A 14,050-nucleotide genomic window follows, 5' to 3' on the forward strand; every position below is an offset into this window, starting at 1 on the left:
GCCTGACGGGCCTTCTGAGCGGCACGCAGGGCGGACAGCTCCTCTGCCACCAGGAAGGCCAGCTCCAGCGACTGGCTGGCGTTCAGGCGCGGATCGCAGGCGGTGTGGTAACGGTCGCTCAGGTCCTCTTCGGTCACCGCGCGCACGCCGCCGGTGCACTCGGTCACGTCCTGGCCGGTCATCTCGAAATGCACGCCGCCGGGGATGGTGCCCTCGGCCTTGTGGACGCCAAAGAAGTCGCGCACCTCGCGCAGAACGCTGTCGAAGGGCCGGGTCTTGTAGCCAGTGGAGGATTTGATGGTGTTGCCGTGCATCGGGTCGCAGACCCAGGTGACATTGGCGCCCTCTTCCTTCACCGCCTTGATCAGGCGCGGCAGGTGCTCACCCGCCTTGCCGGCGCCGAAGCGGGCGATAAGAGTCAATTTGCCTGCTTCGTTGTCCGGGTTCAGGCGCGACATCAGAACCTTGAGGTCCTCGGCCGTGGTGGTCGGGCCGCACTTGAGGCCGATCGGGTTCAGCACGCCGCGGCAGAATTCCACGTGGGCGCCGTCGGGCTGGCGGGTGCGGTCGCCGATCCAGATCATGTGGCCGGAGCCGGCCAGCCATTTGCCGGAGGTCGAATCGAGGCGGGTCAGCGCCTCCTCGTATTCCAGCAGCAGGCCTTCGTGGCTGGTGTAGAATTCAACGGTCGAGAACTCATGGGTGGTGTCGGCGGTGATGCCCGCGGCGCCCATGAAGTCAATGGTGTCCTGGATTCGGGTCGCGATCTCGCTGTATTTCTGGACTTCCTGCTCGTCGGTGAAGCCCAGGGTCCAGGAGTGCACCCGGCTCATGTCGGCAAAGCCGCCGGTGGAGAAGGCGCGCAGCAGGTTCAGCGTCGCCGCGGCCTGGGTATAGGCCTGCAGCATCTTGCTGGGATCGGGAATGCGGGCTTTGGGCGTGAAGGCCAGCTCGTTGATGATGTCGCCGCGGTAGCTGGGCAGCTCGACGCCGTCGATGGTTTCGGTCGGCGCGCTGCGCGGCTTGGCGAACTGGCCGGCCATGCGGCCCACCTTCACCACCGGCACCTTGGCGCCATAGGTCAGCACCATCGCCATCTGCAGCATCACCTTGAAGGTGTCGCGGATACCGTCGGCGCTGAACTGGTCAAAGCTCTCGGCGCAGTCGCCGCCCTGCAGCAGGAAGGCCTCGCCGCGGCCCGCAGCACCCAGGTGCTGCTTGAGGCGGCGCGCCTCACCGGCGAAGACCAGCGGAGGATACTTGGAAAGCTGAGCCTCGACAGCGTTCAGCGCTGCCGCATCGGTATAGTCCGGCATCTGAACCCGCGGCTTGTTGCGCCAGTCCGTTTTTTGCCATTCGCTCATGACTTTATCTCCGCATCAGAGGACTTTAGAATTTGTAGGGTGCTCTATACAAAATCCGTACCATGGAGGCCAGTTTAGAATTGCGCCTACTTGACCCCGCGTCCATCCTGTGAACACGGTTTTCAGACTTGCCGCGGAGCGTGCTCCCGCGGCCCGACTTGTTTCTTGAAGGACCCCGCCATGCAGACGTCACGCAAGCCTGCTGATTCTGGAGCAGACGCCGGCCAGCCGAAGAGGTTCGTTTTTGTGCTGCTCGACAAGTTTACGATGCTCTCCTTTGCATCGGCTGTCGAATGCCTGCGGATCGCCAACCGGATGTATGGCGAGGACGTCTACTCCTGGACCCTGGTCGGCGAAGGCGGTGAGAATGTAACCTGCTCTGCCGGAACCACATTCCACCTGGATGACGATCTGATCGAGCTGCGCCGCGATGACGTGGTGATGGTATGCTCTGGCATCGACGTGCAGGAGGCCACCACCAAGAAGCTGCTGGCCTGGCTGCGCCGCGAGGCGCGCAAGGGGCTGACCGTGGGCGGTCTGTGCACCGCGTCCTACACGCTGGCCAAGGCCGGGCTGCTGGATGGCAAACGCGCCACCATCCACTGGGAAAACGCCGACAGTTTTGCCGAGGAGTTCGACGAGGTCGACCTGACCAAATCGGTGTTCGTGATCGACGGCAACCGGGTGTCCACCGCCGGCGGCACATCGTCGATCGACCTGATGCTCAAGCTGATCGCCAATGACCACGGCGAGGAGCTGGCCAATGCGGTGGCCGATCAGCTGATCTATTCCTCGATCCGCACCGACCAGGACACCCAGCGGCTGTCGATCCCGACCCGCATCGGCGTGCGCCACCCCAAGCTGTCGATGGTGATCCAGATGATGGAAGCCAATATCGAAGAGCCGATCAGCCCCTCGGTGCTGGCGCAGGATGTCGGCATGTCGACCCGCCAGCTGGAACGGCTGTTCCGCCGTTACCTGAACCGCTCGCCCAAGCGCTATTACATGGAGCTGCGGCTGCAGAAGGCGCGCAACCTCTTGATGCAGACCGACATGAGCGTGATCAACGTGGCGCTGGCCTGCGGCTTTGCCTCACCGTCGCATTTCTCCAAGTGCTACCGGGCGCATTACGACACCACGCCGTACCGCGAGCGCGGCAGCAAGGCGGCGCACTACAAGGCCTGAAGCGCCAGCGCGCAACGGTGTTCGGGAAGCTCCTAAAGCTTCCCGAAAACCACGTCAGAATTCGTATTGAGATCGAACTTGAGCACCACGATGCCGTCGCCCCGGTCGTGAATGAGGGCGTAATAAAAGCAGTAGTTCAACGCGTCCTCATTCCAGAAGACGCGCACTTCCTTGCTGAAACCGTTCATCAGCTCCTGGCGCACCGCCACCGCACCGCCGGTAAAGTCGCGCGGGTAGATCGTCAGCAGCTGCCGCTGCACTGACTCCAATTGTTCCGGCGTGTATTCATCGCGCCCGCCGAGCCGGGTGATCAGCTGCTTGAAGTCGCGCCCCTTGACGACGGTTTCGACGAAACGCTCGTAACTGCCGTAGGAATTGAAGACGCTGTCCTGCGCCAAGGAGGCCATCGGGAGCAAAGCGAAAAATGCCGCCGCGAAAAATTTTCTCATCCTAGTATTCCTGTACTTGCTGCAATTGCTTGATTTTCTTTCGGAAGCCCCCTCTTAGCGGGAAATCCGCAGTATCGCTCCCTCCGTTTCCGAGGCAAACCAGATGCTGCCGTCCGGCGCCTCCTGCACGTCGCGGACGCGGCCGGTCTCGCTGCTTCGCAGCTGTTCAACCTCTTTAAGGGGCGCTCCGGAAAGGCGGGAGATGTAGTCGAATTTCAGCGAGCCGACAAAAATACCGCCGCGCCACTCCGGCCACATCCGGCCGGAATAGATCATCATGCCGGAGGGCGCCATCGAGGGGTCCCAGTACCACTCCGGCTGTTCCATGCCGGGTTTCGCGGTGCCCTCGCCGATCCGCGCGCCGGAGTAATGGCGGCCGTAGGAAATCACCGGCCAGCCGTAATTGGCCCCTTTGCGGACCCGGTTGACCTCGTCGCCGCCTCTGGCGCCGTGTTCAGCGACCCAGAGATTGCCTTGCAGATCCAGCGCCATACCCTGCGGGTTGCGGTGGCCGTAGGACCAGATCTCCGGCTGAGCGCCTTCGGTCTTTGCGAACGGGTTACTGGCGGGCACCGTGCCGTCGCGGTTGATCCGCACGACCGACCCCTGGTGCAGCCGCAGGTTCTGGGCGCTCGGCCGGTCGCCGCGCTCCCCCAGAGAGACGAACAGGGTGCCGTCACGCGCCTCCACCACGCGGGAGCCGAAATGCCGCCCGCCGCGGGCGCTGGGCGCGGCCTCGAACAGCAGTCTGACATTGGTCAGCCACGAATTGTCCCGGCTGAGCCGCCCGGCAGCCAAGGCGGTGCCGGACCCGCGCCCCTGGCGCTTGGCATAGGTCAGGAAGATTTCGCGGCTGCGGGCAAAGTCCCGCGGTACCATGACATCCAGCAGCCCGCCCTGCCCCTCGGCGGCCACCGCCGGCGTGCCGCTGATGCGCTGCTTTTGCCCGTTCCGCACGTAAAAAAGCTGGCCGTCCCGCTCGGTCACCAGGAGGCCGCCGTCCGGCAGAAACGCAAACGCCCAGGGCACATCGAACCCTGCAGCCACGCGGGTCACGCGGAGTGTGCCCTGGCTGCTTGAGAGAGTTTCCGCCCACGCGGCCGTGAAAACCGTCATCAGCGCCAGGGCAAGCGTCACGGGGCGAAGCAGGTGCAACATTGAGGTCTTTTCCTTCTGCTGATTCCACGGTAAATCCACGCCGGCGCTGCATCCGGGGATCAAGAGGAGGAGCAGCGCAAAACAAGCGGCCCGAGGAAAATTGTTCCGGTTCAATAAGACTTTTCTTTTTCAACCGGCTTGCCTAGGGTCCGATGTGAACATTTTTGTTCCAACAATGGGAGTTCTCAAATGAAAAAACTGCTGATGGCCACCGCGGCCGCTGCGCTGACGGCTGGCACTGCCTTTGCTGGCGGCCATGCGAAGGAAGTGAAACTGGGCGTGCTGTTCGGTTTCACCGGCCCGATTGAATCGCTGGCCCCGGCAATGGGCGACGGCGCTGAACTGGCCATGGAGGAAGTCACCAAGTCGGGCAAGCTGCTGGACAGCGCCACCGTGACCCCCGTCCGCGCTGACACCGGCTGCATCGACAACGGCCTGGCGGTTGCAAACGGCGAGAAGCTGGTGGCTGAGGGCGTGAACGGCATCATCGGCGGCGACTGCTCCGGCGTGACCGGTGCCATCCTGCAGAACGTGGCTATCCCGAACGGCATGGTGATGATCTCGCCGTCGGCAACCTCGCCCGGCCTGTCGACCATGGAAGACAACGGCCTGTTCTTCCGCACCTCTCCTTCGGATGCACGCGAAGGCCAGGTGATGGCCGAGATCCTGAAAGAGCGCGGCATCAACTCGATCGCCCTGACCTACACCAACAACGACTATGGCAAGGGCCTGGCGGACGCGATCAAGACCTCCTTTGAGGAAGTCGGCGGCGAAGTCACCATCGTGACCGCGCATGAAGACGGCAAAGGCGACTATTCCGCTGAAGTCGGCGCGCTGGCCTCTGCCGGCGGCGACATCCTGGTGGTTGCGGGCTATCTGGACCAGGGCGGCCTGGGCATCATCCAGGGCGCGCTGGACTCCGGTGCGTTTGACACCTTTGGCCTGCCCGGCGGCATGATCGGCGACAGCCTGCCCGCAAACGTCGGTGCAGACCTGGACGGCTCCTTTGGCCAGATCGCCGGCTCCGACAGCAAAGGCGCGGAAATCTTTGCCGAAATGGCAAAAGAGCGCGGCTTTGACGGCACCTCGGCCTACGCGTCCGAATCCTATGACGCGGCAGCGCTGTTCCTGCTGGCGATGCAGGCTGCAAACTCCACCAACCCGGCGGATTACGTCGGCAAGATCCTGGACGTGGCCAACGCCCCGGGCGAGCCGATCAACCCGGGTGAACTGGGCAAGGCGCTGGAAATCCTCGCTGCCGGCGGTGAGATCGACTATCAGGGCGCAACCGGCGTTGAGCTGATCGGCCCGGGTGAGAGCGCAGGCTCCTACCGCGAGATCGAAGTGAAGGACGGCAAGAACGAAACCCTTCGCTTCCGCTGATAACCATCGGAAAAGCAACCGATAAAGAGCAGCCCGGGTCCCGCCCGGGCTGTTCCAAATTAAAAACGCCGCAAAAACCGCGGCAGGGGATGAAATGTCATGATCGTCGTCGAGGACTTGCATAAGCACTTCGGCGGGTTCCACGCGGTGGACGGCGCTTCGCTGGAAATCGCTAAGGGGTCCATAACCGGTTTGATCGGCCCGAACGGTGCCGGAAAAACCACTCTTTTCAACGTAATCGCAGGTGTTCTGGAACCGACCTCAGGCCGGGTCACCATGGACGGTGAGGACATCACCGGCCTGCCGCCGCATGAGCTGTTCCACAAGGGGCTGCTGCGCACCTTCCAGATCGCGCATGAGTTCTCCTCGATGACCTGCCGGGAAAACCTGATGATGGTGCCGGGCGCGCAGTCGGGGGAGAGCCTGTGGAACACCTGGTTCGGACGTAAACGGATCGCCGACGAGGAACGCGCGCTGCGGGCCAAGGCCGACGAGGTGCTGGAGTTCCTGACCATCAGCCACATCGCGGATCTGAAGGCGGGCCAGGTCTCCGGCGGCCAGAAGAAACTCCTGGAGCTGGGCCGCACGATGATGGTGGACGCCAAGATCGTCTTCCTCGACGAGGTCGGCGCCGGTGTGAACCGCACCCTGCTCTATACCATCGCCGATGCGATCAAGCGCCTGAACGAGGAACGCGGCTACACCTTCGTGGTGATCGAGCACGACATGGAATTCATCGGCCGCCTGTGCGACCCGGTGATCTGCATGGCCGAAGGCAAGAAACTGGCCGAAGGCACCCTGGACGAGATCAAGGCAAACGAGCACGTGATCGAGGCCTATCTGGGTACTGGTCTGAAAAACAAGGATAAGCTGGAGGCGGACGCATGAGCGATAACCCCTACCAGGACGATCACGGCAACAAGGATGCCTCGATCACCAACCTGAAAGGCGCGGGCACGATGCAGCCCGCCCATATGAAAAGCGGCCCCACGCACAAGGTCGAGGGCGGCCCGTTCCTGATCGGCGACACCATGACCGGCGGTTATGGCAAGGGGCCGGACATCCTGCATGACTGCACCATCGCCGTCGACAAGGGCGAGATCGCGGTGATCGTCGGCCCCAACGGTGCCGGCAAATCGACCGCGATGAAGGCGGTGTTCGGGATGCTGAACGTGCGCTCCGGCTCCGTGCGCCTGGACGGCGAGGACATCACCCAGCTCACCCCGCAGGACCGGGTGATCAAGGGCATGGGGTTCGTGCCCCAGACCAGCAACATCTTCACCTCGATGACGGTGGAGGAGAACCTGGAAATGGGCGCCTTCATCCGCACCGACGATTTCCGTGACACGATGGAGCAGGTCTATGATCTGTTCCCGATCCTGCGCGACAAGCGCAACCAGCCCGCGGGCGAGCTGTCCGGCGGCCAGCGCCAGCAGGTCGCGGTGGGCCGCGCGCTGATGACGAAACCGAAGGTTCTGATGCTGGACGAACCGACGGCGGGTGTGTCCCCCATCGTGATGGATGAGCTGTTCGACCGCATCATCGAGGTCGCCCGCACCGGGCTGCCGATCCTGATGGTGGAGCAGAACGCCAAGCAAGCGCTTGAGATCGCGGACAAAGGCTATGTCCTGGTGCAGGGGCGCAATGCCTATACCGGCACCGGCAAGGAGCTGCTGGCCGATCCCGAAGTGCGCAAATCTTTCCTGGGTGGCTAAGCATGGATCTTCTCAACGCCCTCGTGGCGCTTACCAACTTTGTTATTGTCCCCGGGCTGGCTTATGGCAGCCAGCTGGCGCTTGGCGCGTTGGGGGTGACGCTGATTTACGGGATCCTGCGGTTCTCGAACTTTGCCCATGGCGACACCATGGCGTTCGGCGCGATGGTCACCATCCTGTTCACCTGGCTGTTCCAGTCGATGGGGCTGAGCGCAGGCCCGCTGCCGACCGCCCTGCTGGCGCTGCCGTTTGGCATTCTGGGCACCATTGCGCTGGCGCTGTTCACGGACAAGACCGTTTACCGGTTCTACCGCCAGCAAAAGGCGAAGCCGGTGATCTTCGTGATGGTCTCGCTGGGCGTGATGTTCATCATGAACGGCCTGGTGCGTTTCATCATCGGGCCGGGCGACCAGCGTTTTACCGATGGCGAGCGTTTCGTGATCTCGGCGCGAAACTTCAAGAAGCTCACCGGGCTGGATGAAGGCCTGGCGATCAAGACCACCGAAGCGCTGACCGTGGTCACCGCGGTGATCGTTGTTGCGGTACTGTTCTGGTTCCTGAACAAGACCCGCACCGGCAAGTCGATGCGCGCCTACTCGGACAACGAGGATCTGGCGCTGCTGTCCGGCATCAACCCGGAGCGCGTGGTGATGTACACCTGGATGATCGTGGCGGCGCTGGCGACCATTGCCGGGGTTCTCTATGGCCTCGACAAGTCGTTCAAACCCTTCACCTATTTCCAGCTGCTGCTGCCGATCTTTGCCTCTGCCATCGTCGGCGGCCTCGGCAACCCGATTGGCGCAATTGCCGGCGGTTTCATCATCGCCTTCTCCGAGGTGACGATCACCTATGCCTGGAAGAAGGTTCTGACCTACGGCCTGCCGGAGAGCCTGGCGCCTGACGGGCTGGTTCAGCTCCTCAGCACCGACTACAAGTTCGCGGTTTCCTTCGCGATCCTGATTGTCGTCCTCCTGTTCAAGCCCACCGGCCTTTTCAAAGGGAAAGCGGTATGACCGATACTATGAAACATACCCTTCTTTTCGTCTTTGTCGGTGCGATGATCCTGCTGGAAGGCATGACCGACGCCCTGTTCTTCTCCGGCTCCTGGAACTCGGCGCTGGTGATCCTGAACATGGGGCTGATCTCGGCCATCATGGCGATCGGCGTGAACATCCAGTGGGGCTTTGCCGGGCTGTTCAACGTCGGCATCATGGGCTTCACCGCGCTTGGCGGCCTGGCCGTGGTGCTGACCTCGACCCCGGTGATCCCTGAGGCCTGGTCCTCTGGCGGCATCGGCATCGTGATGGCGCTGGTGCTGGGCGCGCTAACGGTTGTGGCCGCGGTGATGATCACCAAGAACATGCCGGCGGGCAAATTCAGAACGCTGGTGCTGCTGGCGGTCCTGGTCTCCGGCTTCTTCCTCTACCGGGCGATCTTCGACCCGGCAGTGAGCTCGGTCGAGGCGATCAACCCGGCGCTGCAGGGCAATATCGGCGGCCTTGGCCTGCCAGTGCTGCTGGCCTGGCCCGCGGGCGGCCTGCTGGCGGCAGGCGCGGCCTGGCTGATCGGCAAGACGGCCCTGGGCCTGCGCTCTGACTATCTGGCCATTGCTACGCTGGGCATCGCCGAGATCATCATCGCGGTGCTCAAGAACGAGGACTGGTTGTCGCGCGGCGTGAAGAACGTGGTCGGCCTGCCCCGTCCGCTGCCCTATGAGGTCGATCTGCAGAACGATCCGTCCTTTGTGGAGCGCGCCGCAAGCTGGGGCATGGACCCGGTCACCGCCTCGACTGTCTACGTCAAGGCGGGCTATGCGGTGATGTTCGCGGTGGTGCTGCTGGCGCTGCTGTGGATGGCACAGATGGCGCTGAAAAGCCCCTGGGGCCGGATGATGCGCGCAATCCGCGACAATGAGACCGCGGCCGAAGCCATGGGCAAGGATGTCACCCGCCGCCACCTGCAGATCTTTGTGTTGGGCTCCGCAATCTGCGGCATTGCCGGCGCGATGATGACCACGCTGGACAGCCAGCTGACGCCGGGCACCTACAACCCGCTGCGGTTCACCTTCCTGATCTGGGTGATGGTGATCGTGGGCGGTTCCGGCAACAACTTCGGCGCGGTGCTGGGCGGCATGCTGATCTGGTTCTTCTGGATCAAGGTGGAGCCGATGGGCATCCTGCTGATGGAGCTGGTGACCTCCGGCATGGCCGACGGCAGCCCGCTGAAGTCGCATCTGATGGAAAGCGCCTCGCACATGCGGCTGTTCACCATGGGGCTGATCCTGCTCCTGGTGCTGAGGTTCAGCCCGCGCGGCCTGATCCCCGAAAAATAAACAGGCACGGGCCCTGTCCGGTTTCAAGCCAGGCAGGGCCCTGCCCTTTCTTCAGAGCGCTTTAGGACAGCTCTGATTTCCTGCGGCCCCGCATCCCTCCCGAAAACGCCACCGCCTCAGCTTTTCCTCAAAAAGGGGAAAGACCTGCCTCAATTTTTTGTTTAACAGGGCCAAAACAGCTCAGAAAAACAACGAGGCAGGCTGCCATGCATATGACTTTGAAGCTCTTCCTGGTATCCGCGGCTGCGGCCGCATTGACCGGCTGCGTTTCGCCGGAGCAGTTTGAAACCACTCCGGTGCAGCTGCAGACCAGCAAGGGCATCGTGACCTGTCAGCTTTACACCAAGGACCGGGTTCTTTGGGACCGGTCGATCGACCGCCCCGCAACCATGTCGGTGCAAGAAGCCGATGCGATCTGCAAGCAGGAAGGGCAGCGGCAAAAAGACGGAGTCTGATCCTGCTGTTTGCAGGGTTTGACGTCAGATCAGCGCCCTCTGAACAGGCTGCCGAGGATGCCGCGGACAATGCGGCGTCCTGTCGTGCCTTTCAGCTCCTTGATCACCGCTTCCGACATGGCAGAGGCAAAGGTGTCTTTCTTGCCGTATGAGCGGGACGTGGAGCGGCTGACCCGCCCCCCCGAATAACGCCGGGCGGCGTTGAATTCCCGCGCCATCGGCTGCGGCGATTCTTCTGCGGCGGTTTCGGCAGCTTCCGCTTCCTGGGCCGCGGCCTGCGCCCGCTGGGCCAGGATCTCATAAGCTGACCGCCGGTCCAGCGGTGTCTCGTATTTCCCGGCCATGTCAGAGGCTTTCAGAATGGCGGCCCGCTCCTGCGCTGTGATCGGCCCCAGCTGGGAACTGGGCGGGCGGATCAGCGTGCGCTCCACCACGCCAGGCACACCCTTCTTTTGCAGCATCGAGGTGACCGCTTCGCCGACGCCAACCTCGCGGATCGCCTCTTCGGTCGGGAACCGCGGGTTCTCGCGGTAGGTTTCCGCCGCCAGCCGCAGGTTCTTGCGGTCCTTGGCGGTGAAGGCGCGCAAAGCGTGCTGGATGCGGTTGCCGAGCTGGCCCAGAATATCCTCCGGCACATCGGCGGGGCTCTGGGTGATGAAATATACCCCCACGCCCTTTGACCGGATCAGCCGGGCCACTTGCTCCACCTTGTCGATCAAGGCCTTGGGGGCGTCCTCGAACAGCAGGTGCGCCTCGTCGAAGAAGAAAACCAGCCGCGGCTTGTCCGGATCGCCCACCTCCGGCAGTTCCTCGAACAGTTCGCTGAGGAGCCAGAGCAGGAACGTCGCATAGAGCCCCGGTGCCGCCATCAGCTTGTCCGCGGCAAGGATGTTGACCATACCCTTGCCGCTTGAATCGCAGCGCATCAGGTCGCTGAGCTCCAGCGCCGGCTCCCCGAACAGGCCGGCGCCGCCCTGGTTCTCCAGTACCAGAAGACGGCGCTGGATCGCGCCGACCGACGCCGGTGAGACATTTCCGTAGCGCAGGGACAGCTGGCCGCGGTTCTCGCCAATCCAAACCAGCAGCGCCTGCAGGTCTTTGAGATCCAAGAGCGGCAGCCCCTCTTCATCGGCCAGACGGAAAGCGATGTTCAGGATACCTTCCTGCGCCTCGCTGAGTTCCAGCAGGCGCGACAGCAGCAACGGGCCCATTTCGGCCACCGTGGTGCGCACGGGATGCCCCTGCTCGCCATAGAGATCCCAGAAGGTGACCGGACAGGCATGATAGCTGTAGTCCGCAAAGCCGATCTTTTCCGCCCGGGAGGTAAAGGCGCGGTGCAGCTTATGGGTGTCCGAGCCCGGTTTTGCCAATCCTGACAGGTCCCCTTTCACATCAGACAGGATCACCGGCACGCCAGCATTGGAGAACCCTTCGGCCAGGATCTGCAGTGTCACCGTCTTACCAGTGCCGGTAGCGCCGGCGATCAGCCCGTGACGGTTGGCATATTTCAGCGCCAGCCCCTGCGGAATGCCGTAATCCTCGCCGCCGCCGCCCAGAAAAACCTGTTCTGTCATGCCTGCCCCCTGCCTTTGCTTTTTGCCTGTGGATAACAATACAAAGTTAACTTTTCAGTGCGATAGTCAATCTTGCCCGCCCCTGCACATGCGGTTGCCGCGGCGGACATTTCCTCCCTGTCAGACTGGGCCGTGCCTCGTGCACGGCCTTCTTTTTGGCGAAACCGCCTGCAAAACAGGCAGCCGGACCCGGAGCACTCCGCTATCTCCGGCAAATTCCGCCAAATCCCGGCTGCGCTGCATTTTTTTGAACTTGCATGTTGACCGATGGCCAGCCCTTTCGTAACGTCCTACGCAATAACTAAGTCGGCCAGTCCGACGGGGAGACGCAAACACGAAAAAGGGGGCCATCGGGTTCCCTTTTTTGTTCTTATTCAGCGACTTCCACGATTGAGACGGCATGGGCGGAATTCCCCGCTGATCGTCTGATATTGACCTGACACTGCCCGGGCGGCGTGTTACACGCGAAAGCAGCGTCTGTAGAAAAATGAGGCATTCATGTTGAAGTCCCTGACCCCGATCACGCTGGCCGCAATGCTGGCCATGGCCGCACCGCTGGCATCGCAGGAAACGGCGGCGGAAGAAGAAGCCGCCGGGGCGGAAACCACGGAACAGGCTGAGCAAGGCGAGCAGGCGGAATCAACCGCCGATCAGCTTCTGGACCTTGGCGAACCGGTCAGCAACGGCCCGCAGCTGGGTCAGCGTTATTCCAAGGAAAAGCACGGCGACTGGGATCTGGCCTGCATCAAGACCGAGGCCGAGACCGACCCCTGCTCGCTGCTGCAGGTTCTGTCGGGCCCGAAAGGCAACCCGATTGCCGAGGTATCGCTGTTCCGGATTGAGCAGCAGGGCGGCCAGGCGGTTGCCGGCGCCACCGTGATCGTGCCCCTGGAAACCCTGCTGCCGGCCGCGCTGACCATCTCGATCGATGGCGCACCGGCCAAGCGCTACAACTATTCCTTCTGCAACCAGCTGGGCTGTGTGGCGCAGATCGGCCTGACCCAGGGCGACATCGACGCCTTCAAGAAAGGCAAGGAAGCCACCCTGTCGCTGCGCCCGGCACCTGCTCCGGATCAGGTGGTGGAAATGAAGCTGTCGCTGAGCGGCTTCACCGCCGGTTATGACGTGGTGGACGTGGTCAAGCAGTAACGCCTGGCGCCCTCCTGAAAACAGAAACGCCGCGTGCCCCCGGGGCCGCGGCGTTTTCGTTTCGGGGCTTCAGACCTTGCGCAGGGCCAGCACCGCGTTCAGCCCGCCAAAGGCAAAGGCGTTGGACAGCGCCACCTCGACCCTGGCCTCGCGCGCCTCGTTCGGGACCACATCCAGGTTGCATTCCGGATCCGGTTCCTCATAGCCGATGGTCGGGGCAATCACCCCGTCGCGCAACGCCATGATGCAGGCCAGCAGTTCCACCGCGCCGGTGCCGCCGATCAGGTGGCCGTGCATGGATTTGGTGGAGGATATCATCAGGCTGTCCGCATGCGGGCCGAAAACATCTGCCACCGCGGCGCATTCGGTCTTGTCATTGGCTGCGGTGCCGGTGCCATGGGCATTGATATAGCCGACGTCGGAAGCGTTCACGCGGGCATCCTGCAGCGCCCCAGCAATGGCGCGCGCAGCGCCCTGCTTGCTGGGCATGACAATGTCGGCGGCATCCGAGGACATGGCGAAGCCAATGACTTCACACAGGATCTCCGCACCGCGTGCCCTGGCGTGCTCATATTCTTCGAACACGAAGACGCCGGCGCCTTCGCCCTGCACCATGCCGTTGCGGTTGGCGCTGAACGGGCGGCAGGCGTCCTTGGACATCACCCGCAGGCCTTCCCAGGCCTTCACTCCGCCAAAGCAGAGCATCGATTCCGAACCGCCGGTGATCATAACCGGGCTCATGCCCGAGCGCACCATCTGGAACGCCTGCGCCATCGCGTGGTTCGAGGACGCGCAGGCGGTGGAAACGGTGAAACTGGGGCCCTTGAGGTTGAACTGCATAGACACATGGCCGGCCGCGGCATTGTTCATCAGCTTGGGCACCACAAAGGGATGCACCCGGTTTTTGCCATCCTCGTAAACGCTGCGGTAGTTCTCATCCAGCGTCTGCATGCCGCCGCCGGAGTTGCCCAGAACAACGCCAGCCTTGGCCGACAGTTCGCCGTGAAATTCCAGGCCGGACTGTTCGATAGCTTCCTTGGCCGCGGTCAGGGTGAACTGGGTGAAGCGGTCATACAGGCTCATCTGCTGGCGGTTGAAGCGGCCCTCGGCCTCGAATCCGCGGACCTGGCCGCCGATGCGGATCGCCAGCCGTTCGACATCGCGGAACTCCAGTTCGCCAATACCGCAGCGGCCCTCGCGCATGGCCTCCAGGGTAGCGGGCACCGAATGGCCCAGGGCATTGATGGTACCGGCCCCGGTGATGACAACGCGCTTCATGAGAGGGC

At 62.9% G+C, this 14,050-nt stretch carries 13 protein-coding genes; 8 read left to right on the forward strand and 5 right to left on the reverse strand.

All coding sequences use genetic code 11. The features are described 5' to 3' along the window. The coding region (locus ACFMBG_RS14725; protein ID WP_421055454.1) for a class II 3-deoxy-7-phosphoheptulonate synthase at positions 1–1,364 on the reverse strand (1,364 nt) is incomplete at its 3' end. A 180-nt stretch (positions 1,365–1,544) separates the two neighbouring features. Between ACFMBG_RS14725 and ACFMBG_RS14730 the strand changes: the two genes are divergently transcribed. Then, complete coding sequence (locus ACFMBG_RS14730) at positions 1,545–2,549, forward strand: GlxA family transcriptional regulator (RefSeq protein ID WP_421055455.1); 1,005 nt, start codon at positions 1,545–1,547, stop codon at positions 2,547–2,549. Positions 2,550–2,581: 32 nt separating this feature from the next. On the opposite strand, the gene ACFMBG_RS14735 is transcribed toward ACFMBG_RS14730, so the two are convergent. Both ACFMBG_RS14735 and ACFMBG_RS14740 read right to left on the reverse strand, forming a co-directional pair. Continuing rightward, positions 2,582–2,998, reverse strand: coding sequence for a hypothetical protein (locus ACFMBG_RS14735; RefSeq protein ID WP_421055456.1), 417 nt, complete (start codon positions 2,996–2,998; stop codon positions 2,582–2,584). Between the two features lie 54 nt (positions 2,999–3,052). Continuing rightward, the gene (locus ACFMBG_RS14740; protein WP_421055457.1) at positions 3,053–4,156 is read right to left on the reverse strand and encodes a PQQ-dependent sugar dehydrogenase; all 1,104 of its coding nucleotides are present in this window, start codon (positions 4,154–4,156) and stop codon (positions 3,053–3,055) included. A gap of 189 nt (positions 4,157–4,345) precedes the next feature. Here ACFMBG_RS14740 and ACFMBG_RS14745 point away from each other — a divergent pair, with 189 nt between their 5' ends. From ACFMBG_RS14745 to ACFMBG_RS14770, 6 genes are all read left to right on the forward strand, one after another. Then, on the forward strand, positions 4,346–5,539 hold the full coding sequence (locus ACFMBG_RS14745; RefSeq protein ID WP_421055458.1) for an ABC transporter substrate-binding protein: 1,194 nt from the start codon (positions 4,346–4,348) through the stop codon (positions 5,537–5,539). A gap of 99 nt (positions 5,540–5,638) precedes the next feature. Then, positions 5,639–6,427: an ABC transporter ATP-binding protein gene (locus ACFMBG_RS14750; protein WP_058286880.1), complete on the forward strand. Its 789-nt coding sequence runs from the start codon at positions 5,639–5,641 to the stop codon at positions 6,425–6,427. Continuing rightward, positions 6,424–7,254 carry an ABC transporter ATP-binding protein gene (locus ACFMBG_RS14755; RefSeq protein ID WP_421055459.1) on the forward strand — a complete coding sequence of 277 codons (831 nt, stop codon included), beginning with the start codon at positions 6,424–6,426 and terminating at the stop codon, positions 7,252–7,254. The genes ACFMBG_RS14750 and ACFMBG_RS14755 overlap by 4 nt, the downstream gene beginning before the upstream one ends. Positions 7,255–7,256: 2 nt before the next feature. Further along, positions 7,257–8,267: a branched-chain amino acid ABC transporter permease gene (locus ACFMBG_RS14760; RefSeq protein WP_421055460.1), complete on the forward strand. Its 1,011-nt coding sequence runs from the start codon at positions 7,257–7,259 to the stop codon at positions 8,265–8,267. After that, complete coding sequence (locus tag ACFMBG_RS14765; RefSeq protein WP_421055461.1) at positions 8,264–9,586, forward strand: branched-chain amino acid ABC transporter permease; 1,323 nt, start codon at positions 8,264–8,266, stop codon at positions 9,584–9,586. The genes ACFMBG_RS14760 and ACFMBG_RS14765 overlap by 4 nt, the downstream gene beginning before the upstream one ends. A gap of 212 nt (positions 9,587–9,798) precedes the next feature. Beyond that, entirely contained in the window at positions 9,799–10,041 is a 243-nt protein-coding gene (locus ACFMBG_RS14770) for a hypothetical protein (RefSeq protein ID WP_421055462.1), read from the forward strand. Positions 10,042–10,070: 29 nt separating this feature from the next. Here ACFMBG_RS14770 and ACFMBG_RS14775 read toward each other — a convergent pair whose 3' ends face one another. Then, on the reverse strand, positions 10,071–11,615 hold the full coding sequence (locus ACFMBG_RS14775) for a helicase HerA-like domain-containing protein (protein WP_421055463.1): 1,545 nt from the start codon (positions 11,613–11,615) through the stop codon (positions 10,071–10,073). 498 nt (positions 11,616–12,113) lie between these two features. Between ACFMBG_RS14775 and ACFMBG_RS14780 the strand changes: the two genes are divergently transcribed. Further along, positions 12,114–12,764, forward strand: coding sequence for an invasion associated locus B family protein (locus tag ACFMBG_RS14780; RefSeq protein ID WP_421055464.1), 651 nt, complete (start codon positions 12,114–12,116; stop codon positions 12,762–12,764). A gap of 69 nt (positions 12,765–12,833) precedes the next feature. Here the strand turns inward: ACFMBG_RS14780 and ACFMBG_RS14785 are convergent, their stop codons facing one another. Further along, entirely contained in the window at positions 12,834–14,042 is a 1,209-nt protein-coding gene (locus ACFMBG_RS14785; protein WP_421055465.1) for a beta-ketoacyl-[acyl-carrier-protein] synthase family protein, read from the reverse strand. Positions 14,043–14,050: the final 8 nt, after the last annotated feature.

The sequence above is a fragment of the Leisingera coralii genome (assembly GCF_049056525.1).
In the GTDB taxonomy this organism is placed as follows: domain Bacteria; phylum Pseudomonadota; class Alphaproteobacteria; order Rhodobacterales; family Rhodobacteraceae; genus Leisingera; species Leisingera coralii.

Coding starts and splice junctions, on each gene's coding strand:
- ACFMBG_RS14745 (WP_421055458.1), top strand. CDS start 4,346: ATGAAAAAACTGCTGATGGCCACCGCGGCCGCTGCGCTGACGGCTGGC.
- ACFMBG_RS14765 (WP_421055461.1), top strand. CDS start 8,264: ATGACCGATACTATGAAACATACCCTTCTTTTCGTCTTTGTCGGTGCG.
- ACFMBG_RS14785 (WP_421055465.1), bottom strand. CDS start 14,042: ATGAAGCGCGTTGTCATCACCGGGGCCGGTACCATCAATGCCCTGGGC.
- ACFMBG_RS14760 (WP_421055460.1), top strand. CDS start 7,257: ATGGATCTTCTCAACGCCCTCGTGGCGCTTACCAACTTTGTTATTGTC.
- ACFMBG_RS14740 (WP_421055457.1), bottom strand. CDS start 4,156: ATGTTGCACCTGCTTCGCCCCGTGACGCTTGCCCTGGCGCTGATGACG.
- ACFMBG_RS14770 (WP_421055462.1), top strand. CDS start 9,799: ATGACTTTGAAGCTCTTCCTGGTATCCGCGGCTGCGGCCGCATTGACC.
- ACFMBG_RS14735 (WP_421055456.1), bottom strand. CDS start 2,998: ATGAGAAAATTTTTCGCGGCGGCATTTTTCGCTTTGCTCCCGATGGCC.
- ACFMBG_RS14730 (WP_421055455.1), top strand. CDS start 1,545: ATGCAGACGTCACGCAAGCCTGCTGATTCTGGAGCAGACGCCGGCCAG.
- ACFMBG_RS14750 (WP_058286880.1), top strand. CDS start 5,639: ATGATCGTCGTCGAGGACTTGCATAAGCACTTCGGCGGGTTCCACGCG.
- ACFMBG_RS14780 (WP_421055464.1), top strand. CDS start 12,114: ATGTTGAAGTCCCTGACCCCGATCACGCTGGCCGCAATGCTGGCCATG.
- ACFMBG_RS14755 (WP_421055459.1), top strand. CDS start 6,424: ATGAGCGATAACCCCTACCAGGACGATCACGGCAACAAGGATGCCTCG.
- ACFMBG_RS14775 (WP_421055463.1), bottom strand. CDS start 11,615: ATGACAGAACAGGTTTTTCTGGGCGGCGGCGGCGAGGATTACGGCATT.